Source organism: Nocardia beijingensis NBRC 16342, from assembly GCF_001612785.1.
Lineage (GTDB): Bacteria > Actinomycetota > Actinomycetes > Mycobacteriales > Mycobacteriaceae > Nocardia > Nocardia beijingensis.
The window spans coordinates 15,255-38,668 of sequence record NZ_BDBC01000008.1; the positions used below are offsets into that span (position 1 = coordinate 15,255).

The following is a 23,414-nucleotide window of genomic DNA, read 5'->3' on the forward strand; positions in this document are numbered from 1 at the left end:
CTCCCGCCGACAAGTATCCCCGAAAATGCCGTGGTCGTGTGGCTATCAGTCCCAAGACCCGGGCAAACGGTAATCGGTGGGCAAACGGCGGATGCCGCTGCCCCGTCGGGTACCGCGGCTACGGGCGGGCCGGGCCGCATTTCCGCGCCGATGCGGGAGCCGCTGATGCGGTTCCCGGCCGGTCAGCTCTCCGCACCGGTACGCACCGCGGGCACGACCTGCTCGGTATAACGACGGATCTGCTCGACCGGTTCCCCCTCGGTCGGCCAGAAGACGAATCCATCGATCCGCTGGTCGCGGTGCAGAGCCAGCAGGTCATCGATCCAGCGCTGCGGCGGGCCTTCCAGGAAGCCGCGATCGGCCCCGTCGGCGGTGATGGTCCCCGACACGTTCAACACCCGCCGCACCGTCAGCGGGTCCCGGTCGGCCGCGGCGGCGGCGTCATCGATCCGCCTGCCCGCTTCGGCGAGGAACTCCGGCGGCGCCCACGCGGCCGACGGCACCCAGCCGTCGGCGGCGCGTCCGGTGAGTTCGAGCATGCGCGGCCCGCGCGCGCCGAGCCAGATGCCGGGCTGATGCCGGGGGCGCGGGCCGGGATGCGCGCCCGCAAGGGAGTAGAAGGCGCCGGGCACCCGGACCGATCGCGCGTCGCTCCACAGGGCGCGGATCACCGCGATCGCCTCGTCCAGGGCACGCACCGCTTCGCCGCCGGTGCGGCGCGGTCCGCCCATCCCGGCCACGGCGTCCCAGAACGCGCCTGCGCCGAGGCCGAGCTGGACGCGGCCGTCGCTGATGATGTCGAGCGACGCGACCGACTTCGCCAGCAGCGCGGGATGGCGCAGCGGCAGGTTGGCCACGTCGGGGAAGAAGGTGATCCGCTCGGTGCGCGCGGTGAGCGCGGTGATCAGCGTCCAGGTGTCGAGGAACCGGCGCTGGTAGGGATGGTCCTGGATGCCGATCAGGTCGAGGCCGGACACGTCGGCGTACACGCTCAGCTCGGCGAGCCTGCGGAAGTCGTCGGCCTCGGGGATCAGGAAAAGGCCGAATTGGGGCGGTCGGGTCCTCATCACACACCTCCTGGTGGTCTCGCGGGACGCCGACCCGGCGCGGTGGGCCGGTGCGGCTCAGATGGCGAGCACGGTCTTGCCGCGCGCCCCTGGCGCTCCGATGACCGCGGGGCCCTCCGCGAGCGGGACGGTCGCATCGATCGGCACGACCACGTCGCCCGCGGCCACCCGCTGGATCAGCCGGGCCAGTTCCGGTGCGCTGCCCTTGGATTCGATGTTGCCGCCCCGCAGCGATCGTGCGCGCAACGCGTCCTCGTCGGCGGCGAAGGTGGTGGAATAGACCGTGCCGCCGTCGCGGACCAGCGTGGTCAGCTCCGCCAGCGCCTCCGGCGAGCTCACCAGATCGAACAGGACGTCGATGCCGTCCGGATGCGCGGCGGCGACCTGGTCGCGTACCGGCCCCGCGGTGTAGTCCACCGTCTCGGCCGCGCCGAGGCGGGTCATCTGATCGGCGGAGTCGCCCCGCGCCGTGGCGATGACGTGCGCGCCCGCGATATTCGCCAGTTGCACCAGGAAGGAGCCGACGCCGCCGGTCGCGCCGACGATGAGCACGGTCTGGCCCGGCTCGATGTGGGTGGCGTCCACGAGGTCCTGCGCGGTCACCCCTGCGGTCGGCAGCGCCGCGGCGGCGACGGTGGGCACGCCGGGCGGGATCGGCACCAGCGTGCCGCCCTCGGGGAGCACCGCGTACTCGGCGAAGCTGCCGTGGCCCACCGGCGGTGTGAGGAACTTGCCGACCACTCGGTCCCCGACCGCGAAGCGGCTGACGCCCGCGCCGACCGTGGCGACCGTGCCCGCGCCGTCCACCCCGAGGATCATCGGAAAGTCATGGGGCAGTTTGCCGTCCAGGAGTCCGGAGGCCACTTTCCGGTCGAAGGGGTTCACCCCGGCCGCCTGGAGTTGCACCCGCACGGTGCCCGGCCCCGGCTCGGGCATCGGCATTTCGGCTAGTTCCGGGGTCGCTCCGAACTTCCGTACCACGATCGCGCGCATCCATCGCTCCTCGAGTCGGGGTGAAGAGTGCTGCAACAACTGACGGCCGAGGTCATCGTAGGCGTCCGAAAGCCGCCGACGTGCGGAATCACCGCATGGGCGGTGTGGCGGGGCGTCGCATTCGCCGGTGCCGGAGCGTAGCGTTCGACACATCCGGTGGCATCGCCGACGGCGCGGCGGAGATTTTCAAACTTGAGCGGAACAGACTCAACCTTTCGAACGTTGGACGGGTAGGAACGGCGCCGAGCCGACGGCGGAGCGGGACACAGCGACGGCTTCGGCGAACGCGCTCGGCGCCGTGTGAATCGACTCGACCAGTAGGAAGGTGACTCGTGGACTCGTTCAATCCCACCACCAAGACCCAGGCGGCACTGACCGCCGCCCTGCAGGCGGCCTCCTCCGCGGGCAACCCGGAGATCCGTCCGGCGCACTTGCTGGTGGCGTTGCTGGACCAGACCGACGGCATCGCCGCGCCCTTGCTCAAGGCCGTCGGAACGGATCCGGCGACCGTGCGCCGCGAGGCACAGGACATCGTGGACCGGCTGCCACGCGCGACCGGCGCCACCACCACACCGCAGCTCGGCCGCGAGGCCCTGGCCGCGATCACCGCGGCGCAGCGCCTGGCCACGGAACTCGGTGACGAGTACGTCTCCACCGAGCACGTGATGGTCGGTCTCGCCGAGGGCGACTCCGACGTCACGATGCTGCTCACCAAATACGGCGCCACCGCCGACGCGCTGCGCGCGGCGTTCACCGCTGTCCGCGGCAGCGCCAGGGTGACCAGCCCCGATCCGGAGGGCAGCTACCAGGCGCTGGAGAAGTACTCCACCGACCTCACCGACGCCGCCCGCCACGGCAAGCTCGACCCGGTCATCGGCCGGGACACCGAGATCCGCCGGGTGGTGCAGGTGTTGAGCCGTCGCACCAAGAACAACCCGGTGCTGATCGGCGAGCCCGGCGTCGGCAAGACCGCCATCGTGGAGGGACTCGCCCAGCGCATCGTGGCAGGCGACGTCCCGGAGTCGCTGCGCGGCAAGTCTGTCGTGGCGCTCGACCTCGGCGCGATGGTCGCGGGCGCGAAGTACCGCGGCGAGTTCGAGGAACGGCTCAAGGCCGTGCTGGAGGACATCAAGAACAGCGCGGGCCAGATCATCACCTTCATCGACGAGCTGCACACCATCGTCGGCGCTGGCGCCACCGGTGAATCGGCGATGGACGCGGGCAACATGATCAAGCCGATGCTGGCCCGCGGCGAGCTGCGCCTGGTCGGCGCGACCACGCTGGAGGAATACCGCCAGCACATCGAGAAGGACGCCGCCTTGGAGCGGCGCTTCCAGCAGGTGCTGGTCGGCGAGCCGTCGGTGGAGGACACCATCGGCATCCTGCGCGGCATCAAGGAGCGCTACGAGGTGCACCACGGCGTGCGCATCACCGACTCCGCGCTGGTCGCGGCGGCCACGCTGTCGGACCGCTACATCACCTCCCGGTTCCTGCCGGACAAGGCGATCGACCTGGTCGACGAGTCGGCCTCGCGGTTGCGCATGGAGATCGACTCCCGCCCGGTGGAGATCGACGAGGTGGAGCGCGCGGTGCGCCGCCTGGAGATCGAGGAGGTCGCCCTCGCCAAGGAGACCGACGAGGCATCCAAGCAGCGGCTGGAGAAACTGCGCGGCGAACTCGCCGACGACCGCGAGAAGCTCAATCAGCTGACCACTCGCTGGCAGAACGAGAAGAACGCGATCGACCAGGTGCGCACGCTCAAGGAGGAACTGGAAGCGCTGCGCGGTGAGTCCGAGCGCGCCGAGCGCGACGGCGACCTGGGCAAGGCGGCCGAACTGCGCTACGGCCGGATCCCGGCGCTGGAGAAGCAGCTCGCCCAGGCCGAGCAGACCTCGGCCACCGCGGGCGACGGCGAGGTCATGCTCAAGGAAGAGGTCGGCCCGGACGACATCGCCGAGGTGGTGTCCTCCTGGACCGGCATTCCGGTGGGCCGGATGCTGGAGGGCGAGACCCAGAAGCTGTTGCGCATGGAGGACGAGCTCGGCCGCCGCGTGGTCGGTCAGCCCGAGGCGGTGCAGGCGGTGTCCGACGCGGTGCGCCGGGCGCGCGCCGGTGTCGCCGACCCGAACCGCCCGACCGGGTCGTTCATGTTCGTCGGCCCCACCGGCGTCGGCAAGACCGAGCTGGCGAAAGCGTTGGCGGACTTCCTGTTCGACGACGAGCGCGCCATGGTCCGCATCGACATGAGCGAGTACAGCGAGAAGCACTCGGTCGCCCGGCTGGTCGGCGCCCCGCCCGGCTATGTCGGTTACGACCAGGGCGGTCAGCTCACCGAGGCGGTGCGGCGGCGGCCCTACACGGTGGTGCTGTTCGACGAGATCGAGAAGGCGCACCCGGATGTGTTCGACATCCTGCTGCAAGTGCTCGACGAGGGCAGGCTCACCGACAGCCAAGGCCGCACGGTGGATTTCCGCAACACCATCCTCATCCTGACCTCGAACCTGGGTGCGGGCGGTGACAAGGAGTTCGTCATGAACGCGGTGCGGTCGGCCTTCAAGCCGGAGTTCCTCAACCGCCTCGACGACGTGGTCATGTTCCACGCGCTCGACGAGGAGCAGCTCGAGCAGATCGTCGACATCCAGCTCGAGCAGCTGCAGAAGCGGCTGGCGCAGCGCAGGCTGAAGCTGGAGGTCAGCGATTCGGCGCGGTTCTGGCTGGCGGTGCGCGGCTACGACCCCAGCTACGGCGCGCGCCCGTTGCGCAGGCTGATCCAGCAGGCCATCGGCGACTCCCTCGCCAAGGAGCTGCTCGCGGGTGAGATCGCCGACGGCGACAGCGTCAAGGTGGCCGTCAGCCCCGGCGGCGACGGCCTGATCGTCGGCAGGTGAGTGAGTGAGCGGCCTCGTCGCGAACGAGGCCGCTCACTCTTGGTCGAAGGTCATTCGCACACAAGGCGTTTCGCCCCGCCAGCAGAACGGCGAGGTCGAAGCCGGAGCGATGGCGGGAAGGGACGCGCACCGAGCCGGAGGCGCACCGGTCCACGAGGTACGGGTGCGCGCGAACGTACGCGGCCTACGCTGGAAGCCATGACCAACCCGAACGATCCCTGGGGACAGCGGCCGGAGGATGCGCCGACCGAACACCTGGGTCCGCCGGGCAAGTCCGGATACGGTGGCCCCGCGCACACCACGGAGTACCCCGACGCGTACGGCACCGGTGCTCCGTCGGCATATCCCCCGACGGAGCATTACGGAGCCTGGGGCCCGCCCGGGGCGAACGCGACGCGTGAATTCCCGGCCTACGACTCCCAGTGGGCCGCCTACCCGGACACCATCCCGGGCGCGGCGGGGCCGCCTGGTGGCGCGACGCCGCCCGGTGCGGCGCCGCCGGGACCACCGCCGCCGCGGCGCAACACCGGCCTGTGGATCGCCCTCGGTATCGGCGTCGTCCTCCTGATCGGCGCGATCGGGGTGGTCGCGGGCGTGCTGCTCGGGTCGGGCGATTCCGGCTCGTCCGACACCGCCGCGGCGGCCTCCACGACGCGCGTCACGACGAGACCCTCGCCGGGAACCAGGACCGCGCAGCCCACCCCGCCGAGCGGTTTGCCCAGCGTGCCCGGTCTCGGCGATGTCGACGGCCTCGGCGCGACCATGGGCACCATCACCGCCAACGACGGGGGCACCCTGACGGTGAGTTCGGTGATGGGCAACACCATTACGGTGCGCACCGACGCGAACACCCAGGTGATCGCGCTGTCCGGTACCAAAGTCTCCGATCTGGCCACCGGTGAGCTGGTGCTGATCCAGGGCGACAAGGCCGCGGACGGATCGATCCAGGCGAAGGTCATCATCGGCACCTCGCTGCCCGGCGGCGGACGATGAGCCGCGCCGGGCGCCGGGGGCGCGAAGCGCCGGGGGTAATGACGGACCATGTCCGGCCCGGACCATTAGGCTAGGCGGCGATGACGGCAATGTGGTTCGGATTGGCGGCGATCGCGCTCGTGGGCGCGATCGTGCTGCTGTATTTCGATCGGCTCCAGCGGCAGCGGACCGGTCACGCGCGACAGGTCTGGGCGAAGTCGCAGGGCTATACCTACGTGTCCGTGGAACCCGCGCTGCCGTCCACGTGGCGGCGCGGCGCGCTGACCAAACTGGGCTATCTGTCCGCGGTCGACGTGGTCTCCGGCATCCGCAAGGGCGAGAAGTTCGTGCTGTTCGACCTGGAGGACTCCGCGACGCTGGTCGCGGTGCGCCGCCAGATCGGTTCGGACATCGACGTGGACATGCGGCTGAAGACGGCCGCCCCGCCCAAGGACCACGATCTGGAACTGCTCGGCGCCATCGGTGACCGCGTGGTGTTCGCCACCAATCCCGAAATCGCCAGGCACGCCGTCGATCAGCGCATGGTCGCCTTCATCGAGAACCTTCCCGACACCGTGCAGATGCTCTGGAGCGAGGGCAACTGGACGCTGGGCATGCTGCTGGTCGGCACCACCCCGAAGGACTGGGAAGCCGCGATCGACGCGGTGCTGCGCCTGTCCGGCCTGCTGCACGTGCTGCCGCCGGTCAGCGAGCCGCGCTTCGACGACGGCGGACCCGAACCGGCCCGCCCCCGCGCCCGGCAGCGGGGCGACCGGGACGCCGAGGGTGAAGCGGGCGACCGCCCCGAGGCCGACGGCGAACGGTCCGAAGACGACTCCGATTTCGGCGACCGCGCCGAGGAGCGCCCGGAACCGGCGCGCCGTCCGTCGCTCGCCGTGGTGCCGAACACGCGCGCCCGGGTGCGCGACGACGAGAAGCCCCGGCCGCGCGAGGAGCGCGACGCCGAGAGCCGCACCGACCCCGAGTCGCGGCAACGGCCGACCGACCCGCCCGGTGGACCGTTCCATCCCGGCTTCCGCCCTTACCAGGGACCCGTGCCGAAGTGACCGGCCGCGCGCCCACCGCGGTCGGACCAGAACGACTGCGATCGATCGCGCCGTCATGACCGAGCATCCCCGGCTGCCCGGCGCCACCCGCCCTGTGGCGCTGATCACCGGACCGACCTCGGGTATCGGCCGCGGTTACGCGATCAGGCTGGCTTCGCTCGGCTACGACTTGGTGCTCGCCGCCAGGAACCAGCAGCGGCTCACCGCCCTCGCGGCCGAGGTGGAGCACCGCTTCGCCACCCGCTCGGAGCTGATCGTCGCCGACCTGGCCGCTGCCGCCGACCGCGAGCGGGTCGCGGCGCGGCTGGCCGACGGCGTCGAATTCCTGGTCAACAACGCGGGTTTCGGGCAATCCGGCGCGTTCTGGACATTGCCGCCCGAGCGGTTGCAGGAGCAATTGGACGTCAACGTCACCTCGGTGATGCGGCTCACCAGGGCCGCGCTGCCGCCGATGATCGCGGCGGCCAACGGCCGCGTCGTCAACGTGGCCAGCGTGGCGGGGCTGATTCCGGGACGAGGGTCGACGTACTCGGCGTCCAAGGCCTACGTCGTATCCTTCACGGAAGGGTTGGCAGGAGCACTGGCCGGAACCGGAGTCCGGGTCCAAGCCCTGTGCCCTGGATTCGTCCGCACGGAATTCCACCAGCGAGCAGGCATCGCGATGCCGTCGCTGCCGAAAGCGTTGTGGCTGAGCGTCGAGCAGGTAGTCGCCGGCTCACTGCGTGATCTGGAGAAGGACCGGGTGCTCAGCGTGCCCGGTATGCAGTACAAAGCGCTCACCACCGTCGCCGGAATGATCCCGCGAACCCTGGGGGCCCGGCTCGATCGCGGGCTGTTCGACGCACGCGGAAGGACTTGACATGATCGACGTGATTACCAACGACAGGGACCGGCTGGCCGCGCTGGTGCGCGAACTCGCCGTCGTGCACGGCCGGGTGACCCTGTCCTCGGGCAAGGAGGCCGACTACTACGTCGACCTGCGCCGCGCCACCCTGCATCACAGCGCGGGCCCGCTGATCGGCAAACTGCTGCGCGAACTCGTCGCGGACTGGGACTTCGACGCCGTCGGCGGCCTGACCATGGGCGCCGACCCGGTCGCGCTGGCCGTGCTGCACGCGCCCGGCCGCCCGATCGACGCCTTCGTGGTGCGCAAGGCCGCGAAGTCGCACGGCATGCAGCGCCAGATCGAAGGCCCCGATGTCGCGGGCAAGCGGGTGCTGGTCGTCGAGGACACCACCACCACCGGAAATTCACCCTTGACCGCGGTGCGCGCGCTGCGCGACGCCGGCGCTACCGTGGTCGGCGTCGCCACCGTCGTCGACCGGGAAACCGGCGCCGACCAGGTGATCGCCGCGGAAGGTTTGGAGTACCGGTCGATCCTCGGCTTGAAGGATCTCGCCCTGGGATAGCCTGGACGATGGTCTAAGTCTTCGAAGGTGAAGGGTCGTGTGAGTCACCAGTGGTGAGCATTGCAGTCAACAGGAGCCGCGAGAACGTGGCGATGCTCGGAATCGGCGCTTACCGACCCAAACGCCTGGTCAGCAACGCCGAGGTCTGCGAGGTCCTCGATTCCACCGACGAGTGGATCTTCGAGCGCACCGGTGTCCGCAACCGGCGCTGGATCAGCGGTGACGAGACGCTCCGGTCGATCGCCGCGGCGGCGGGCGAACGCGCGATCGTCAACAGCGGCGTCGATCGGTCGAAGATCGGCGCGGTCATCCTGGCCACCTCCAGTTGGCTGACCCTCACCCCGCACGGCGCGCCGCAGGTGGCCTACGACATCGGCATGAACGGTGTGCCCGCCTTCGACCTGACCTCCGGCTGCGGCGGCTTCGGATACGGCCTCGGCGTGGCCGCCGACATGATCCGGTCCGGTTCCGCGGACTACGTGCTGCTCATCGGCGCCGAGACGATGACCGTCGGGCTCGACCCCACCGACCGCGGCACCGCGATGATCTTCGGTGACGGCGCGGGCGCGGTGGTGGTCGGCCCGAGCGACGAGAACGGCATCTCGCCGACCGTCTGGGGCAGTGACGGCGAGAACGCCGCCGCGATCGCGCAGGACATCGATTTCCTGGAATACATGCAGCGCGCGCAGGCCATGCAGGGGCTCGACCCGGCCGTGGATCCGGTCGGCCGGATGTCGCTGCGCATGGAGGGCCCTCGGGTCTTCCGGTGGGCCGCGGTCACACTGCCGCGCGCGCTGTCCACCGCGCTCGAAGTGTCGGGCGTGGCCAAGGAGGACATCGAGGTCTTCGTCCCGCATCAGGCCAACGCCAGGATCAACGAGCTGATGAAGAAGAACCTCGGGCTCGCCGACGAGATCCCGATGGCCAACGATATCGAGAACACCGGCAACACCTCGGCCGCGTCCATTCCGCTCGCGATCGAGGAGATGCTGGTCACCGGCAAGGCCAAGGGCGGGCAGACGGCGTTGCTGCTCGGCTTCGGCGCCGGGCTGAGCTACGCGGGCCAGGTCGTCACGCTGCCGCCGGCGCCCGCAGAGCCGAGCTTCTGAGCATGCGGCCGTTCCGAGCCGGGTATCTCGTGGCGGCGGCGCTCACCGTCTACGGTGCGGTCACCGGGCGGGAGAAGGCGCAGTGGATCGCCAAGCCGCTGCTGATGCCGCTGCTGGCGGCGGATGTGGCGACCGAAGGCAGAGAACTGCCGTCCACCGAGCGCACGGTGCTGATCGGGTCGCTCGGCGCGGCCACGGTCGGCGACATCCTCCTCATCGATCCGGATGACGACCGCAGGCTGATCGCCGGCGCGTCGTCCTTCGCGGTGATGCAGGCCGGATACGCCTCGCTGTGGTGGCGTATGGGTGGCAGGCCCGCCGCCGGGGTGGCCCTGCCACGGGTGGCCGCCTGGCTGGGTGCGGCCGGATTGCTGCGGAAGAAAGCCCCTGCGGTGGCCGCACCGCTGACCGCCTATGGCGTCACCTTGGGGGCCGCGGCCGTGCTCGCCTCGGACCCTGCGCTGGCTCCCGGCACGAAAAACGTTGCGGGCGTGAACATTCCCGGCGCGGATCCGCGCAGTCGCCTCGGCCTCGGCGCACTGCTGTTCACCGTGTCGGACGGGCTCATCGTGGTGCGGCGGTTGTTCGCTCGCGGTCAGCGGGCGCGCCGGGTGACCGAAGGCGTGATCCTGGCGACCTACACGGCCGCGCAATACCTGCTCGCCGATCCGAAAGCGCACGTGAAGCCGGTGCTCACAGCACCAGAATGATGCGATCCCGGTTCGCCGGGTCGACGCGGATCGAGAGGATCTCGCCGACCGCGAGCCGGGGTTTGTCGGCCGGGGTGGCATCGAAAACCACCGTGCCACGGTAACTCTCGGAGCCGGGGACGGTGAGTTCGAGATCCAGCTCGGTGAGTTCGGTGTGATGATCGGTGCGCTCCAGCGGGTGCACGCCCTCGACGGTCGCCCACCCTTCCAAGCCGTGCCGCCACAATTGACGATCCGCCTTGGACGGCCGCCCGGCGAGCATCATCCCGACGCCGAGGCACGAGCCGAACAACCCGACCAGCGCCACGATCTGATACGGCACCGTTCCCGACGGCGTCCGGTGCACCACCCACCCCAGCCACAGTGCCAGCAGGATCAGATACCCGGCGGTCACCCCGAGCACCGTGCGCAGTATCCGCTCGTGATCCATACCAGCCTCCACCCCGAGTGCCAGACCTCCAGGATAGGCCCGCACACCTTCGGCGGTGCTGACCTATCCGCCGAGATAATCGCTCGACAGGGCGACAAGGTCGATCGTGACCGGCGTTCCCGCCAGATCGACTGTCACCGAGCCCGACCGCTCGGCGACCAGCTCGTAGTCGCTGTCGATCAGTCGGTAGGCGCTGAGGCTGGCCGGTTCATCGAGATCGACGAGCCAATAGTGCTCGATGCCGACTTCGGCGTATTCGAAGAACTTGGTGACACGATCGGTTCGCCGGGAACCAGCCGACAGAATTTCGACGGCGAGTTTCACATCCTCCGGATGCACGCGTGCGAGATCGTCGGTGAGCGCTTTGCGGCGGATGACCAAGACGTCCGGCACGCGCACCGTAGGAGGTTGCGCCGGATCGACCACCAACTCGGCTTCGCCCACTGCAGCGAGCTCTTTCGGTAGTTGAGGGTGGATTTGCGCCGCGAGCTGCCAGACCGCGAATTGATGACGCACGACCGGCCTCGGTGACACGACCAGAACCCCCTCGACAAGCTCGTAATTTCGGCTGCTGTCCTCCGGCAGCGCGATCCAGTCCTCCAGGGTCAGCAGATGATCAGGCCAGTTCACTTCGACGGTCATCGCTTCCTCCCCTCCCCGCACGGATACCGCGTTGGGGCCAGTTTGGCACACCAGGCCGACAAACCACAGCGACGTCGGCTCTCGAGTCGTAATACCGCCAGGACGCGGCGGCGGAGGGAAGCTGCCCGTCGAAAAGTGGTGTGTGCGCACCCCCACTGGCACCCATTACGATCCTGCTGATGAGCTACCCGCCGCAGCCGCCGCCGTACGGCTATCCAGCCTATGGGGCCTACGGAGCACCGGACCATCCGCAATCCACCACGATCTTGATCCTGGGCATCCTGAGTCTCGTGCTGTGCCAGCTCATGGGGCCTTTCGCGTGGGTGATGGGCAAGCGGGCGCTCAACGAGATCGACGCGTCCGGTGGGACCATCGGTGGCCGGGGGAATGTCAACGCCGGGTACATCTGCGGCATCATCGCGACCGCGCTGATGGCGCTGAGCCTGCTGTTCCTGCTGTTGATGCTGGTGCTCGCCTTGGCAGGCGCGTTCGCGGGGAGTTCGTCCAGCTACTGAGCCACCGGTCGCGGGCACGATGGCCGGAATTAGCATCGTGGGGGTGAGTCACCCAGTGCCGGACGCGGCGGAGCAGGATCTACCGGGCCCGACGGAGTGGGGCGAGCACCCGAACGGCGTCGGTCCGTGGGCGAGCGAGCACGCCGAGCCGCCGCCGGACGACCCGCGCCTGGATCCCGAGCTGCTGGCCGGAGGCGACCGCCGCAATGTGGTCGACGCCTACCGGTACTGGAGCCGCGAGGCGATCGTGGCCGACATAGACCGGCGCAGGCACCCGTTCCACGTCGCGATCGAGAATTTCGGGCACGACGCGAACATCGGCACGGTGGTCCGCACGGCGAACGCTTTCGCCGCCGCGGCCGTGCACATCGTCGGGCGACGGCGCTGGAATCGCCGCGGCGCCATGGTGACCGACCGTTACCAGCACATCCGCCACCATGCCGACATCGGCGAACTGCTGGCGTTCAGCGAGCAGGCCGGACTGACCGTGGTCGCCGTCGACAACGTGCCCGGCTCGGTGCCGCTGGAGACCGTCACGCTGCCGCGCGCGTGCCTGCTGCTGTTCGGCCAGGAAGGCCCCGGCGTCACCGACCACGCCAAGCAGGCCGCCTTGATGACGGTGTCGATCGCGCAGTTCGGCTCCACCCGCAGTATCAACGCCGGAGTCGCCGCGGGAATCGCGATGCACGCCTGGATCCGGCAACACGCCGATCTGACGACCGCATGGTGAGTGCCGGGCCGCGCTCGGTGCGCTGAGCAGGCGATCTTCGCCCGCCGAAGCCCACCGGCACGATTGCACATCGCTTTCGTAACAAATCGGGCGCATAAATGCGTTCTGGCCTGGCACCATTGACCCATGACCTCGCGGAGCGACGATATCGAGGTGCCGAGCGTGGAGCACGCCGAGACGGGCTCCGCGGCACCGCGTCCGCCGGCCGGCCGTGCAGCGGCGGACCGGGAAGCCGTCGCGCCCGCGACGCTGTGGTCCGAACGGGCCGACATGGCCGAATCGTCGATCGTCTCCCGGCATCTGCGCGCGCTGTGGGCGCTGCCGGGCACCGAACTCGGCGTGGTCGGCTGGCCTGCGACCAAGCGCGAGCGAATCTTCGGCGCATGGCACTACTGGTGGCAGGCGCATCTGATCGAGTGCGCGATCGACGCCGCGAACCGGGCGCCGACGCCGTTGCGCCGCAAGCGAATCGCCGCGCTGGCGCGCTCGCACCGCTTCCGCAACATCACCGGCTGGACCAACCGGTACTACGACGACATGGCCTGGCTGGCCATCGCGCTGGAGCGTGCGGAGCGGACCCAGGGGGCCGACGTGCGCACCGCGCTGGTCGCGTTGGAGAAGCGCCTGTACGACGGCTGGCAGCCCGAGGTCGGCGGCGGCCTGCCGTGGCGCATCGGCTCGGACTACTTCAACGCACCCGCGAACGGTCCCGCCGCGATCGCGCTGCTGCGTCTCGGGCGCGTCCAGCGCGCCCAGGAGATGTCCGACTGGTTGGACGCGACGCTGCGCGATCCGGAGACCGGGTTGATTCTCGACGGCATCCACCTGCCCTCCGGCGAGATCGAACGTCCGGTGTTCACCTACTGCCAGGGCGTGGTGCTCGGCCTGGAGACCGAGCTGGCGGTGCAGACCGGCGAACCGAGGCACACCGAGCGCGTGCACCGGCTGCTCGCGGCCGTCGAGGAGCACATGACCACCAACGGCGTGGTCAACGGCGGCGGGGGCGGTGACGGCGGGCTGTTCAACGGCATCCTGGCCCGGTACCTGGCCTTGGTCGCGGTGATGCTGCCGGGTGAGGACGCTCAACAGGTCGCCGACCGCCGTGCGGCCGCCGCGATCGTCACCGCGTCCGCGAAGGCGGCGTGGGCCAACCGGCTGCAGGTCGAGGGCGAGCCACTGTTCGGGCACGACTGGAGCAAGCCCGCGCAGCTGCCCGGCGGCAGCGCGGGAGCGGGTTACTTCACCTCCGGCGGCTCGGTCACCTCGTCGAAGGTGCCGGGACGCGACATGTCGGTGCAGTTGTCCGGCTGGCTGCTCATGGAGGCGGCCTACCAGGTCAGCGCCGCGGGACTGTGACCGCGGATCAGCTTTCGGGCTCCAGCACGGCGCCCGGAGCTGTCTCCAGCGCGAAGTCCTCGGCGGGCTGGGACATCTCCTGCCGGTAGTGCCGCACCCCGAGCACCGTGCCGATGATCAGGCCGACCACCAGCGTGCCGATCACGATCGGCATCAGCCACTCCACGCGCTGCAGGAAATTGCCCGCGTAGTAGCCGATGAGCAACAGCACCGGCGCCCAGACGATCGCGCCGATGGTGCTGGCGACGGTGAACTTGCGATGATCCATCCGAGCCGCGCCCGCGACCGAGGGGCACAGGGTGCGCACCCACGGGATCCACCTGGCGATCAGCACCGCGACGAATCCGTGCCGATGCAGCAGCTCCGCGACCCGTTGCAGATTGCGGACGTTGATGTATCTGCCGTTCTTGCGGGCCACCAGATGTCGTCCGGTCCGGTGCCCGATGACGTAGCCCACCTGGTTGCCCGCGATGGCCGCGACCATCGCGCCCACCGACAGCGCCCAGACGTGCGCCTCACCCGACGCGTGCGATGCCATCACGATGCCCGCGGTGATGAGCATCGAGTCACCGGGCAAGAACAGCCCGAGGATCACCGCGCACTCGAGGAAAACAAAGGTCAGCACCACCGTCCAGACGAGCGCGGGGCCCGCCGACAGCAGTGGATCGAAACTGCCCACGGCTAGGGGCGACGATTCGGTCGGCACCGGCTTCAGCGGGTGGACTCGCTGGTCGAGGCGGTCAGCTTCGCCTCGGTCTGCTCCTGCGCCGTGGCATTGCGGCCGAGCAGCTTCTTCGCCACCGCGGTGATGCCGGGCAGGATCGACACGAAGACGATGAGCAAGAAGATCGCCTCGACGTGGTCCCGGATGAAGGCGACGTTGCCGAGGAAGTAGCCGAGCACCGTGACACCGCCGCCCCACAGCAGCGCGCCGACGATGTCGAACGCGACGAACTTGCGGTAGTCCATCTTGGAGACACCGGCCAGCACCGGCATGAACGTGCGCACGATCGGCACGAAGCGGGCCAGGATGATCGTCTTCGGCCCGTGCTTCTCGAAGAACTCGTGCGTCTGTGTGACGTAGTGCTTCTTGAAGAACCGGGTGTCCTCTTTGTGGAACAGCGCCGGGCCGATGGCCCGCCCGATCCAATACGCGCACTGGTCTCCCGCGAACGCGACCAGCACGACGGCGGGCACCAGCACCCAGATCGACACCGGCGGATTCGGCTGCGCGGCGAGCAGGCCGCCGGTGAACAGCAGCGAGTCGCCGGGCAGGATCGGGAACAGCAGGCCGGTCTCGATGAAGACGATGACCAGGATGGCCGGCAGTACCGCGTCCTTCAGCCACGTTTCCGTGAGCAGGTGCATCGGATCGAGCAACTCGGTCAGCGCGAGGTTGCTCGTCACCGATTCTGTCGCTGCCTGCAGAATCACGTGGCCTCCTGTCCCGATACGGCTGGCCTGCATCGCTTGCCACCGCGTCGGAAGCTGCCAGCGCAAATTACCGGCCCCACAGTACCGGCTCCGCCTGAGAATGCTCGTGCTGTGCGCAAAATTACCGGCGGGTCAACTGCGCACTCCCTCCCTGCATACCAGGCGAAACACCGCTGCCTTAGGGTGAAGGCTGACAAAATAGGTCTTTGCCGCACAACACGGAGGTCTTACAGTGCCCATCGCGACTCCGGAGGTCTACGCCGAGATGCTCGGTCGGGCCAAAGCCAATTCCTTCGCCTTCCCGGCCATCAACTGCACGTCGTCGGAGACCGTCAACGCGGCCATCAAGGGCTTCGCGGACGCCGGCAGCGACGGCATCATCCAGTTCTCCACCGGCGGCGCGGAATTCGGCTCCGGCCAGGGCGTGAAGGACATGGTCACGGGCGCGGTGGCGCTGGCCGAGTTCGCGCACGTGGTGGCGGCCAAGTACGACGTGACCATCGCGCTGCACACCGATCACTGCCCGAAGGACAAGCTGGACACGTTCGTCCGTCCGCTGCTGGCGATCTCCCAGGAGCGGGTCAACGCGGGCCGCAACCCGCTGTTCCAGTCGCACATGTGGGACGGCTCCGCGATCCCGATCGATGAGAACCTCGAGATCGCCAAGGAGCTGTTGAAGGCCACGCACGCGGCGAACATCATTCTCGAGGTCGAGATCGGCGTCGTCGGCGGCGAGGAGGACGGCGTCGAGGCCGAGATCAACGAGAAGCTCTACACCTCGCCGGAGGACTTCGAGAAGACCATCGACGCCCTCGGCGCGGGCGAGAACGGCAAGTACCTGCTCGCGGCGACCTTCGGCAACGTGCACGGCGTGTACAAGCCGGGCAACGTGGTGCTCAAGCCGGAGGTGCTCGCCGAGGGCCAGCGCGTCGCGGCGGCCAAGCTCGGCCTCGGCGCCGACGCGCAGCCGTTCGACTTCGTCTTCCACGGCGGTTCCGGCTCGCTGAAGTCCGAGATCGAGGACTCGCTGCGCTTCGGCGTGGTGAAGATGAACGTCGACACCGACACCCAGTACGCGTTCACCCGTCCGGTCGCCGGGCACATGTTCGCCAACTACGACGGCGTGCTGAAGATCGACGGCGAAGTGGGCAACAAGAAGGCCTACGACCCGCGCAGCTACCTGAAGAAGGCCGAGGCGGCGATGGCGGCGCGCGTGGTGGAGGCGTGCAACGACCTGAAGTCGGCTGGACGCTCGATCAGCGCTTGATCCTGATACACCCGGCTTGGTGCACATGAGTTTGGATGTGCGCGTGCTCGGGCCCGTTCGGCTGCTCGTCGGTGGTGAACCGGTGGCCGTCGGCGGGCCCAAACCGCGGGCTCTGCTCGCCGCGCTCACGGTGAATCGGCGGCGCGCGGTGTCGTCGGCCGCGCTCGCCGATCTGGTCTGGAACGAGGAGCCGCCCGACGCCTACGCCGCCAGTCTGCAGGTTTTCGTCTCGAACATCCGCAAGGCGCTGCGCAATTCCGGCGTCGACCCGGCGGCGGTGCTGCGCACCGAGTCGTCGGGCTACCGGTTGGAGATCGACGAGACGGCGTGCGATCTCGGCCGTTTCCAGGCGGCGCGGGAGGCCGGCGCACGCGCCGCCGAGGCGGGCGACCACGCCGGGGCGGCACAGCTGTTCGGCTCCGCGCTGCGCGAGTGGAGCGGCCGGGCGCTGGCCGATCTGGCCGGATTGCAGTTCGCCGACGGATTCGCCACCGCCATGGACGAGGAGCGGCTGCTGGCGGCCTCGGCCCGGATCGACGCCGAGATCGCCTGCGGGCGGGCGTCTTCGGTGATCGGTGAGCTGGTCGCGATGACCAATGAGCACCCGCTGCGGGAACCGCTGTGGGGCCAGTTGATCACCGCGCTGTATCTGTCCGGGCGGCAGGCGGACGCGCTGGAGGCGTGCAGGAAGGTGCGCGGCGTGCTCGCCGACGAGCTCGGTATCGACCCGGGACCGGCGCTGATCGACCTGGAGCAGCGGGTGCTGCGGCAGGAGCCGCTGAGCACGGTCGAACTACGGCAGGTGGAACGCTTGGCCGCGGCGATGACCGAGACGGTCACCGAGGTGCCGCGTGCGGTGCGCGCCGGCCAGTTGCGGATGGCGGACGGTCGCGTGGTGGCGATCGCGCAGGGCGGCCTGCGGATCGGCCGGATGACCGACAACGACTTGGTGCTGGAGGATCCGCGGGCCAGCCGCTATCACGCGCACATCATGCCGAGTCGCTCCGGCCTGCTGATCAAGGATCTGCATTCGGCCAACGGCGTCTTCGTCAACGACGACGCGATCGACAGCGGCGTACTGCTCGCCGACGGCGATCAGATCAGGATCGGCGGGACGATCCTGACCTTCCAGGCGCTGCACTAGTCGCAGGCGATGCCGTTGCCGTCCCGGTCCAGGTGGGCGTTGAAACCGGGCTGCCCGCGGTACAGCGGTCCGGCGCCCTCGGCGCGCACCTGGTCGCAGTCGGTGTAGATCTTCGGGGACCGCTCGGCGGGTTCCTCGGGTCGCGCGCTGTCGCCCTTCGGTCCGGTCCGGTTGTGCGGGATCGGGTGGTCGTCGTGCGGTCCGGCGATCGCGACGGCCGGAGGCGGGACGGCGGACGCCGCCGACGGCAAGAGCGCGCTCGCGCCCGCCGCCAGCAGCGCCGCCCCGATCGCGGACGCGACACGGAGAACTGACTTGGTCACGCCCTCCATCCTGCTCCCGGATCGGCCGGTGTGCCTTATTCGCAGGCGATTCCGTCGTTGTCCCGGTCCAGGTGCGGGGCGTAACCCGGTTCGCCGCGCAGCAACGGCGCTTTGCCTGCCGCCCGCACTGCCGCGCAGTTCTTGTAGTAGACGGGTTGGGTGTCGTCCGGCTGCGCTGCCGCCACCGGTGAGCCGAGGGACACCACGGTGGTGGCCAGGAGGCCGGCGGTGCCGATGCCGAGCGCGGCACGCAGGAGTGCGTTCTTCATGTGATCCGTTCTTGGTCGGGGCCGGGCATGATCGAACATGCTCGGCGGCAACGGTTTCGAACTATGACCGGAGTGAAGCCCGGACGGCGGCTCTCCCCGACTGGAGCCGTCGCGGAACGGACACTAGCAAGCATGGAGCGTTTCACCCTGTAAATGAAGCAAATTCGTACTTTTAAATGAGCGTGTCGGTCTGCCGGTGGTCGAAAGGCGAACGGGGTAGGGTCGTTCCGCTGGTTCGTCTTCGCAAGGTTCGTGTCCGCAATGGATTTCGAGGGGTTTGCAATGGCGATGCGAATGTTCGCCGCGATCGGCGCGGTCGTGGTCGGCGCGGGAATGCTCGTCTACACCGACGGGCGTGCCGCCGCCGAGCCCGAAACGGCGGGCTCGCTCGCGGGAGTCGGGCCGTGCGCGACCGACCCGGTGGCGACCCACGAGCCGTTGGTGCCGAAAACGCTGGAGGTGCCGATTCCCTATCCGGTGGTCACCGTGCTCCCGGCGCAGCTGCCGGAACCGGCGCCGAAGCGAACGCGGATGGAACTCCCGCCGGACCCCTGCGCCAATCCATGCCCTGATCTCACCGATCTGCCCGCGCCCCCACCGAGTCTCGCCGCACAGCTCGGGATGCCGGAGATCCTGCTCAATCCCAAACCGTTCCACTTCGCGATCCCCGGCCCCGGTCCCGACCCCGGCCAGGTGCCGCCTCCTCCGCCGCCGGTGCAGCCGCCGGTCGAACCCGCGGCGCAGTCACCCGCCCGCCCGGCGCCGCGCCTCGGCCCTGCTCGCGAGGTGGCGAAGCTGACCGGTGCGAACTCGGTGAACCGCACCGATAAACGCTGGCAGGTGGACGGCACCGACCTCGGCATCATGTGGGAGAGCGCACCGGGCGAGATCGCGACCGCCTTCGGCGACACCGTCGGACGCGGCTTCCATCCGCCCGGCGGCATGGGACTGGATTGGCGCAGCAACGTGCTCGCCTTCAGCACCGACCGCGACCTCGCCGACGGGGTGACCTTCGACCGGATGGTCACCGACGACCGCTGCCACGCGGCCGAGGTGCTCTCCAGCCGCAAGCTCGACAACGTCGAGGTCACCACCATTCCCACCTCGGGTTTCGCGCTGGGCGGGCGGCAGTACCTGAGTTACATGTCCATCCGGACCTGGAACAGCCTGCCGGGCACGTTCTTCACCAACTACGGCGGCATCGCCTACTCCGACGACCACGGCCAGACCTGGACGAAAGATCCGCACGCCCGCTGGGACAACATCTTCGGACTGGCGAACTTCCAGGTCAGCGCGATGGTGCCGCACGGGGGTTACGTCTACATGTTCGGCACACCCAACACCCGCCTCGGCGCGGTCGGGCTGGCGCGGGTGCCGGAAGACCAGCTGCTCAACACCACCGCCTACCAGTACTGGCGAGACGGAGCCTGGACCCCTGTCGGTGGCTTCGGCTCGGCCACTCCGATCGTGGACGGCCCCGTCGGTGAACTGTCGGTCCGCTACGACACCGCCCGCGGCGTCTGGCAGATGAGCTATCTGGACACCACCAAAGCCGCACTCGTCGTCCGCGAGGCGGACACACCGCAGGGCGTGTGGTCCGACAGCACGCCGACGGTGTCGGCGCTGAGCTACCCGGAGCTGTACGGCGGATTCATCCACCCGTGGTCGTCGGGCCCTGATCTGTACTTCACCATGTCGACCTGGAGCGACTACAACGTCTATCTGATGCACTCGGCCGTCGGCGAGTGATCCGCTCCGGTCAGCGGAGCCGGACCTCGGCCAGCGCGCGGCCGAACAACTTGCGCCCCTCGGAGGTGCCGCCGAGCAGGATGGTCGCGGTGCGCGCGGCGGAGTCGAGCGACTTGATCCGTCCGGTGAATTCGACCGTGCCCGCCGCGTCGGCGGCGACCGGGACGAAGCCGGAGAACCGCACGCTGAACTTCTGGATCGCGGTGGGATCGCCCAGCCAGGAGGTGAGATAGCCACCGGCCAAGCCCATGGTCAGCATGCCGTGCGCGACCACCGTCGGCAGACCGGCCAGCTGCGCGGCGTGGTCGCTGAAGTGGATGGGGTTGGCGTCACCGGACACGCCCGCGTAGTTCGCCAGGTCGCCGCGGGTCAGCCGGAACGCGCCGTCGGGCAGCCGATCGCCCGCCGCGAGGTCGTCGAAGGCCGGCAGCGTGTGCACGGGGGTGGGCTCGTGCCGCTCCGGCTCCACCAACGGGCTGACGCCGAGCGACACCAGCACGTCGTCGGGCGCGAAGTCGGCGCTCCCGGCTTCGACCGGACGGCCGTGCATCATGATGTTCTCCACCACGTCGTCGAGCGTGGCGTCGACATCGGCGCCGCGGCGCGCGACGATCGTGGTCGACCCGACGATGGCGACCTCGCCGTGCTGATTGCTCAGCGAGAAGCGCACCAGGATGAAGTCGTTGTCGCCGAACTGGCGGATCGATTCGATGATGATCTCGCTGCGCACCCGGTCGCCGGCCAGGATCGGCCGGTAGATCTCGAAGACCTGATCGGTCTGCAGGAATTGCGAGAGGTCGTACTCGGTGAGCACCGAGTCGAGCAGCGCCCTGGTCCCGCTCATCCCGATCACCGAGGCGAAGGTCGGCGGCGCGATCAGCCCGGGGTACCCGAGCGCGCGTGCGTCGGCTTCGCGCTGGTGGGCCGCGTGGTGGTTCTGCACCGCGCGGGCGAATTCCCTGACCTTCTCCCGGCCGACCTCGTAGTGGTCACGCACCCGGAATCGCTGCCCGATCGGCGTCACCGGGACGACATCGATTTCCGGCCGCGCCATCGTCTGCTCCCTGCTCATGATCCGGGCCATGCTACTGCCGGATCGGACCATTGACCAGGTGAGTGTGACGTGCGTGACCGGCATCGATGCGTGCCCGCTATCACAACGCCGTGCGGTTACTGAGTGCTGGAGGGCGGGTCGCAGACCTTCCATCCGTCGTCGGTGCGCTGCAGGTCGAAGGTTCGTGCGGACCGCTTTGCCGGGTCGGCCTCGGTGTACACCGTGGCCTGAGCGATGGCGGTGCCGTCGGTGATGCGGATGGCGTCGATGCTGTCCACCACTGGGATGTTCTTGCGTTCCATCGACAACTTGTGCACGCCGGCGAACTGGTCGCTCGGGATGCCCTGATAGAAGTCGTGCAGCGGACCGCAGGTGGTGGAGCGCAGCGCGTCCAGATCGCCGCTCTTCAGCGCGTCGGTGTAGCTGGTGATGGCGCTGCGCACCTGAGCCTCGGGCGACTCGTCGCCGGACATCGTGACCAGCGCCATGATCACCCCGATCAGCGCGAGCACCGCCACGGCCGCCGCACCGAACACGATCAGCCGTCGATCGGGCCGAGCGGGGCCGGTGGCCGACGCGCCCGCGCCTTGCTGCGGCGCCGGGGGGATCCGCTGCGGCGGTGCGACGGGCCGGGTCTGCGGCGCGCGCGGATCGCCCATCGACTGCGCGGGCACGGTCTGCTGGACGTCCGCGGGGGACGGCGCGGTCGCCACCTGCCGCGGCCGTCCCTGCGGGCGCTGCGGCGACGGGCGGGTGTCCTCGACGCCCGGTCCGTGCTGCGGCGGCGCGGCCGGGCCGTGCGGGCCGGGCTGTTTGGGACCGGGAGCCGGACGCGGCGTGCTCGGCGGCTTGGTGACCGGGACCGGGCCCGCCGGTGGCGTGACCACGCGATCGGTGCCGGGTTTGCCACCATCGGCGGGACGTTGGATGGGCAGCGCGACGGTCTTCGCGTCGTCCAGGCCGACCACCGGCATCGCCATCGTCACGTCATCCGAACCGGGCGGGTTCTGTGCCTCGGCCGGAGCGGATTCGGCGGCGCGTTCCTGCGCGGGAGCCGGTCCGGCCGGTGGCTGCGGCTTGCGTATCACGACGGTCGCGGATTCGCCGCCCTGCGGGGTGGGGGTGTTCCGCGCTTCGGAGCCGGTGGGCTTGCCGGGGGGAGCGGACTCGCCCGGCGTCCCCCTCTTCGCGGCGGCCGCCGGTCCCGCTTTCGCGCCGGACTCGGGCGTCGCCTGGCCCTTGGCGGGTTGAACTGGTTGCCGCGCTGCGTCTTTCGAAGCGGGTCCGCTGGCGGAGGGCGTCCCCGGCGCGGAACCGCGCGCGGCACCCGACGGAGTCTGATCCCGTTTGATCACCACGGTGCGCGCGTCGCCCGGCTGGTTCGGCGCGGTAGTGGGTTGCGCTGCGCTGCCGGATGCGGGCTGGTTCGGCGCGGTAGCGGGCTTCGGTGCACCGGTCTGCGGTGGGTTCGGCGCGGAACCGGACTTCGGTGCGCCGCTGGCCTGTGGCTGGTTCGGCGCGGAACCTGCCTTCGATGCGCCATCGGCCTCCGACTTCGCCGCGGACTTGCTGTCGATCTCCGCGGTCTCCGCATCGGCGCCATGGGGCCGATGCGGTCCGGACGCGCCCGCACCGGAGCGCGCTTGGCCACCGACCTTGTCCGCCGGGGCGTTCGCCCGGCCGGGACCTACGGGGCCGGAAGGCGCCATGCCCTTGGCGCCCGGGGCGCTCGAAGCGGGTGGTGGCGTGTTCTGGTTGCCTGCCGGTGTTGTGGCAGGTCGGTTCCCCTGGGGTTGTGTGGGGGCGTTCGGTTTTCCGGCGCCCGGTGCGGAGCCGGTGGACGGTGGCGTGTTCTGGTTGCCTGCCGGTGTAGCGGCAGGTCGGCCCGCTTGGGGCTGCGCGGCGGCGGGGGTGTTCGTTTTACCGGCGCTGCCCGGTGCCGAGCCGGAGGTCGGTGGCGTGTTCTGGCTGCCTGCCGGTGTTGTGGCAGGTCGGTTCCCCTGGGGTTGTGTGGGGGCGTTCGGTTTTCCGGCGCCCGGTGCGGAGGCGGAGGGTGATGGCGTGTTCTGGCCGCCCGTCGGTGTTGTGGCAGGTCGGCCTGCTTGGGGTTGCGCGGCGGCAGGGGGATTCGGTTTACCTGCGCCGCCCGAGACCGGTGCGCCGCCCGCGGGCCTCGGTGCTGAACTCGGCGACGGAGCCTTCGCGTCGGAGGCCGGACCGGACGACGGTGTGCCCTCGGAGGTCGCGCCACCGGCCTTGGGTGCGGCCGACTCACTCCGGGCTCCG

The 23,414-nt window shown here is 69.7% G+C and carries 23 protein-coding genes; 13 read left to right on the forward strand and 10 right to left on the reverse strand.

The window, feature by feature from the left end; genetic code table 11:
- Positions 1–182: 182 nt before the first annotated feature.
- Both NB3_RS03970 and NB3_RS03975 read right to left on the reverse strand, forming a co-directional pair.
- Positions 183–1,067, reverse strand: coding sequence for an LLM class flavin-dependent oxidoreductase (locus tag NB3_RS03970; protein WP_067796656.1), 885 nt, complete (start codon positions 1,065–1,067; stop codon positions 183–185).
- A gap of 57 nt (positions 1,068–1,124) precedes the next feature.
- Positions 1,125–2,060: an NADP-dependent oxidoreductase gene (locus NB3_RS03975; RefSeq protein WP_067796659.1), complete on the reverse strand. Its 936-nt coding sequence runs from the start codon at positions 2,058–2,060 to the stop codon at positions 1,125–1,127.
- Between the two features lie 332 nt (positions 2,061–2,392).
- Here NB3_RS03975 and clpB point away from each other — a divergent pair, with 332 nt between their 5' ends.
- From clpB to NB3_RS04010, 7 genes are all read left to right on the forward strand, one after another.
- Positions 2,393–4,948, forward strand: a complete 2,556-nt coding sequence (gene clpB / locus NB3_RS03980) for an ATP-dependent chaperone ClpB (RefSeq protein WP_067796661.1) — start codon at positions 2,393–2,395, stop codon at positions 4,946–4,948.
- Between the two features lie 198 nt (positions 4,949–5,146).
- Complete coding sequence (locus NB3_RS03985) at positions 5,147–5,941, forward strand: DUF5666 domain-containing protein (RefSeq protein ID WP_067796664.1); 795 nt, start codon at positions 5,147–5,149, stop codon at positions 5,939–5,941.
- 89 nt (positions 5,942–6,030) lie between these two features.
- Positions 6,031–6,987: a TtfA family protein gene (locus NB3_RS03990; RefSeq protein WP_084485744.1), complete on the forward strand. Its 957-nt coding sequence runs from the start codon at positions 6,031–6,033 to the stop codon at positions 6,985–6,987.
- Between the two features lie 55 nt (positions 6,988–7,042).
- The gene (locus NB3_RS03995; protein ID WP_067796670.1) at positions 7,043–7,846 is read left to right on the forward strand and encodes an SDR family NAD(P)-dependent oxidoreductase; all 804 of its coding nucleotides are present in this window, start codon (positions 7,043–7,045) and stop codon (positions 7,844–7,846) included.
- 1 nt (position 7,847) lies between these two features.
- A complete protein-coding gene (gene pyrE / locus NB3_RS04000; protein WP_067796674.1) occupies positions 7,848–8,396 on the forward strand; it encodes an orotate phosphoribosyltransferase in 549 nt (182 codons plus the stop codon).
- A gap of 50 nt (positions 8,397–8,446) precedes the next feature.
- Positions 8,447–9,505 (forward strand): beta-ketoacyl-ACP synthase 3, encoded by a 1,059-nt coding sequence (locus tag NB3_RS04005; RefSeq protein WP_067796676.1) that lies wholly within the window; start codon positions 8,447–8,449, stop codon positions 9,503–9,505.
- Positions 9,506–9,507: 2 nt separating this feature from the next.
- On the forward strand, positions 9,508–10,215 hold the full coding sequence (locus NB3_RS04010; protein ID WP_067796679.1) for a lysoplasmalogenase family protein: 708 nt from the start codon (positions 9,508–9,510) through the stop codon (positions 10,213–10,215).
- Here NB3_RS04010 and NB3_RS04015 read toward each other — a convergent pair.
- Together NB3_RS04015 and NB3_RS04020 are read right to left on the reverse strand one after the other, a co-directional pair.
- Positions 10,199–10,645 carry a DUF3592 domain-containing protein gene (locus NB3_RS04015; protein WP_067796682.1) on the reverse strand — a complete coding sequence of 149 codons (447 nt, stop codon included), beginning with the start codon at positions 10,643–10,645 and terminating at the stop codon, positions 10,199–10,201. The genes NB3_RS04010 and NB3_RS04015 overlap by 17 nt on opposite strands.
- A gap of 63 nt (positions 10,646–10,708) precedes the next feature.
- Positions 10,709–11,287, reverse strand: coding sequence for a Uma2 family endonuclease (locus NB3_RS04020; protein ID WP_067796685.1), 579 nt, complete (start codon positions 11,285–11,287; stop codon positions 10,709–10,711).
- Between the two features lie 179 nt (positions 11,288–11,466).
- Here NB3_RS04020 and NB3_RS04025 point away from each other — a divergent pair, with 179 nt between their 5' ends.
- The 3 genes from NB3_RS04025 (at position 11,467) to NB3_RS04035 (ending at position 13,888) form a co-directional block, all read left to right on the forward strand.
- The gene (locus tag NB3_RS04025) at positions 11,467–11,802 is read left to right on the forward strand and encodes a DUF4190 domain-containing protein (protein WP_067796688.1); all 336 of its coding nucleotides are present in this window, start codon (positions 11,467–11,469) and stop codon (positions 11,800–11,802) included.
- A 19-nt stretch (positions 11,803–11,821) separates the two neighbouring features.
- A complete protein-coding gene (locus NB3_RS04030) occupies positions 11,822–12,532 on the forward strand; it encodes a TrmH family RNA methyltransferase (protein ID WP_084485746.1) in 711 nt (236 codons plus the stop codon).
- Positions 12,533–12,802: 270 nt separating this feature from the next.
- Positions 12,803–13,888 (forward strand): glycoside hydrolase family 76 protein, encoded by a 1,086-nt coding sequence (locus NB3_RS04035; protein ID WP_067796934.1) that lies wholly within the window; start codon positions 12,803–12,805, stop codon positions 13,886–13,888.
- A gap of 7 nt (positions 13,889–13,895) precedes the next feature.
- Here the strand turns inward: NB3_RS04035 and NB3_RS04040 are convergent, their stop codons facing one another.
- Together NB3_RS04040 and NB3_RS04045 are read right to left on the reverse strand one after the other, a co-directional pair.
- The gene (locus NB3_RS04040; RefSeq protein ID WP_067796694.1) at positions 13,896–14,594 is read right to left on the reverse strand and encodes a DedA family protein; all 699 of its coding nucleotides are present in this window, start codon (positions 14,592–14,594) and stop codon (positions 13,896–13,898) included.
- Positions 14,595–14,599: 5 nt separating this feature from the next.
- Positions 14,600–15,256, reverse strand: coding sequence for a DedA family protein (locus NB3_RS04045; RefSeq protein ID WP_067796938.1), 657 nt, complete (start codon positions 15,254–15,256; stop codon positions 14,600–14,602).
- A 298-nt stretch (positions 15,257–15,554) separates the two neighbouring features.
- On the opposite strand from NB3_RS04045, the gene fbaA reads away from it, so the two are divergent.
- Positions 15,555–16,589, forward strand: a complete 1,035-nt coding sequence (fbaA, locus tag NB3_RS04050; protein WP_067796697.1) for a class II fructose-bisphosphate aldolase — start codon at positions 15,555–15,557, stop codon at positions 16,587–16,589.
- A gap of 25 nt (positions 16,590–16,614) precedes the next feature.
- On the forward strand, positions 16,615–17,733 hold the full coding sequence (locus NB3_RS04055) for a BTAD domain-containing putative transcriptional regulator (RefSeq protein ID WP_067796941.1): 1,119 nt from the start codon (positions 16,615–16,617) through the stop codon (positions 17,731–17,733).
- Here the strand turns inward: NB3_RS04055 and NB3_RS04060 are convergent.
- Positions 17,730–18,056: an excalibur calcium-binding domain-containing protein gene (locus NB3_RS04060; RefSeq protein WP_244891760.1), complete on the reverse strand. Its 327-nt coding sequence runs from the start codon at positions 18,054–18,056 to the stop codon at positions 17,730–17,732. The two genes, NB3_RS04055 and NB3_RS04060, sit on opposite strands and share 4 nt — an antisense overlap.
- A 35-nt stretch (positions 18,057–18,091) precedes the next feature.
- Positions 18,092–18,325 carry an excalibur calcium-binding domain-containing protein gene (locus NB3_RS36750; protein ID WP_157111505.1) on the reverse strand — a complete coding sequence of 78 codons (234 nt, stop codon included), beginning with the start codon at positions 18,323–18,325 and terminating at the stop codon, positions 18,092–18,094.
- Between the two features lie 282 nt (positions 18,326–18,607).
- Here NB3_RS36750 and NB3_RS04070 point away from each other — a divergent pair, with 282 nt between their 5' ends.
- Positions 18,608–20,074, forward strand: a complete 1,467-nt coding sequence (locus NB3_RS04070) for a glycoside hydrolase family 183 protein (RefSeq protein ID WP_067796704.1) — start codon at positions 18,608–18,610, stop codon at positions 20,072–20,074.
- A gap of 10 nt (positions 20,075–20,084) precedes the next feature.
- Here the strand turns inward: NB3_RS04070 and NB3_RS04075 are convergent, their stop codons facing one another.
- Both NB3_RS04075 and NB3_RS36035 read right to left on the reverse strand, forming a co-directional pair.
- Entirely contained in the window at positions 20,085–21,146 is a 1,062-nt protein-coding gene (locus tag NB3_RS04075) for a fused (3R)-hydroxyacyl-ACP dehydratase subunits HadA/HadB (RefSeq protein ID WP_067796946.1), read from the reverse strand.
- Between the two features lie 98 nt (positions 21,147–21,244).
- Positions 21,245–22,837, reverse strand: a complete 1,593-nt coding sequence (locus NB3_RS36035) for an Rv0361 family membrane protein (protein WP_244891761.1) — start codon at positions 22,835–22,837, stop codon at positions 21,245–21,247.
- Between the last annotated feature and the right edge of the window lie 577 nt (positions 22,838–23,414).